Origin of the sequence: Verminephrobacter aporrectodeae subsp. tuberculatae At4, from assembly GCF_000193225.1 — a bacterium.
Classification (GTDB): Bacteria; Pseudomonadota; Gammaproteobacteria; order Burkholderiales; family Burkholderiaceae_C; genus Acidovorax; species Acidovorax aporrectodeae.
In genome coordinates this window covers 1-1,957 of record NZ_AFAL01000071.1, presented here as the reverse complement: position 1 = coordinate 1,957, position 1,957 = coordinate 1, and the positions used below count along the sequence as shown (strand labels likewise).

Annotated in this window: 2 protein-coding genes; both read right to left on the bottom strand. The window is 70.5% G+C overall.

Going from position 1 to position 1,957, the window contains the following annotated elements:
* Positions 1-1,246, bottom strand: a 1,246-nt coding sequence (locus VTU_RS0103040) for a rhodanese-like domain-containing protein (protein ID WP_081479702.1), incomplete at its 3' end; no start/stop codon positions are given.
* A 17-nt stretch (positions 1,247-1,263) separates the two neighbouring features.
* On the bottom strand, positions 1,264-1,842 hold the full coding sequence (locus VTU_RS0103035) for a cysteine dioxygenase family protein (RefSeq protein WP_010100635.1): 579 nt from the start codon (positions 1,840-1,842) through the stop codon (positions 1,264-1,266).
* Positions 1,843-1,957 lie beyond the last annotated feature (115 nt).

Here is a 1,957-nt window from a genome sequence, read left to right as displayed (position 1 = left end):
CGTGCGCGCGCCGGTAGGCCATGCTCGGGCGCAGGTCGATGACGCAGGTGCTGGCGCTGGCACTGGCCAATGCGGCGGCGAGCGCGTCCGCGGTCTGCGTGGGCACTGCGGGCAGCGCGGGTTGCAGGGGCGGTGGCAGGCGCAGCGCGGCCGCGACGCCGTCCTGCAGCACATGCGCGTCGATGCCCATTTGGCGCAGCCAACTCGCGACCACCGGCGCGCGCACCCCCTCGGAGTCGAGCAGCAGCAAGCGCGCCGAACGCACGCCCACGAACTGGTCGGTGGCCTGCACGAGTTGCCCGCCCGGGGCGTGCTGCGCGCCCTGGATCGAGCCTTGCGCGAATTCCTCGCCGGTGCGCACGTCGAGCACGAAGGTGCTGCGCCGGGCGTCGTCCACCCAGGCCTGCGCCTGCGCGCTGCCGATCCATTGCACGCCGTGGCGTCGGCCCAGGGCGCTGGCCTGCCGTTGGCGCAGGGCCAGATCCGCGGGCAGCCCCGGCGCATGGCAGCGCTGCTGTCCATGCTCGAGCTCCAGACCGGCCAGAAACCAGCCCTGGGTGCCGTTTTCCAGCGCCAGCACCGGGTTCGGAAGGCCCAGGTTGATGAGGGTCTGGGCACCGATGATGCTGCGGGTGCGGCCGGCGCAGCTGATGACGACGGTGGTTTCCGGGTCCGGGGCCAAGTCGCCGATGCGCAGGGCCAGTTCCCCGTTGGGGCAGTTCAGCGCGCCGGGGACGTTCATCTTCCGGAACTCGGGGGGGCTGCGTCCATCCAGGAGCAGCAGCCTGTCGCCCGCCGCCTGGCGGCGCGCCAGTTCGGTGGCCGAAATCGACGGCGTGTGCAGGCGCTGCTCGACCAGTTCGCCAAAGGTCTTGGACGGCAGGTGCACGCCCTGGAAGATGCGCTGGCCGCAGGCGGCCCAGGCGGCCGCTCCGCCGGCCAGAACGAAGCCCGCGTGATAGCCCAGGTCGTGCAGGCGTTGCCATGCCTTGCCGGCCACGTCGCCGGGGCCGTCGTCGTACACCACCACGCGCGCGTGGCGGCATGGGACCAGGCGGGGCAGGTCCCATTCCAGCCGGCTCCAGGGCAGCGGCACGGCATGGAACAAATGCCCCTCGCCGTACTGGCCATGCTCGCGCACGTCGAGCAAGGCGATTTCCTGGCCGTCGTGCAGCCAGTCTTGCAATTGGTTTGGCGTCACGCCGGGCGCAAGGGCCGGGCGCGGATCGTGTGCAGCAGAAGGCATTGCCGTGGGCGCGGGTGTCAGCGGCGGGTCTGCACGCCGATGGGCATGCGCTGGCAGCTGTCGTTTGCCAAGTCAAAGCACAGGCGCTCGCTCAGGGTCTCCAAAGCGCGGCCGTACAGATGGAGGTGGCGGATCAGCTGCGCGTCCCTGATTTCCACGGCGTGGATCTCGTCCGGCAGCAAGGCGACGCCGCTGCCCGGGCACACCGGCAGGGTGGCGGTCTGTTCCAGCTTGGCGTAGCCCGGCCGGCTGCCGTCGTCCAGCCGGCGGTAGAGATGGTTGTGCTCCACGCCCTCGACCGCCGCCACGCAGGCCCAGGTGGTGTGGTTGTGCGGCAGGATGCGCTTGCCCGCGCGCATCACGTTCAGGTAGAGCGCAAAGGTCTGGTCGGGCTGCTCCTCGATCAGGTAGCGCGCCTGGAGTTCGGCGCCCGTGGGCGCTGCAAACCCGGGGCCGGTCCAGAGGTCCTTCTGCGCGGCCAGCCCCAGCAGCTGCTGCAGGATCTGGTCGAGCACCGGGCGCTGCGTGACGCCGTTGCGGGCAATTTGCCGGATGGTCTGGAGGGTGCGGGAGACGATTTCCTGGCGCTGATCCATGGGCCTGTTCCATATCTTTGTTTCGGATGGATCGAGTCTACTGCCTGCGCCCGATTCCGAAGCTGCGTAAACACCACGGCAGAACGCAGCCCCGCCCCGATGGCGGCGCGGGCCT

Excerpts from the sequence above, each read along its gene's own strand:
- VTU_RS0103035 (WP_010100635.1), bottom strand. The coding sequence starts at position 1,842 with ATGGATCAGCGCCAGGAAATCGTCTCCCGCACCCTCCAGACCATCCGG.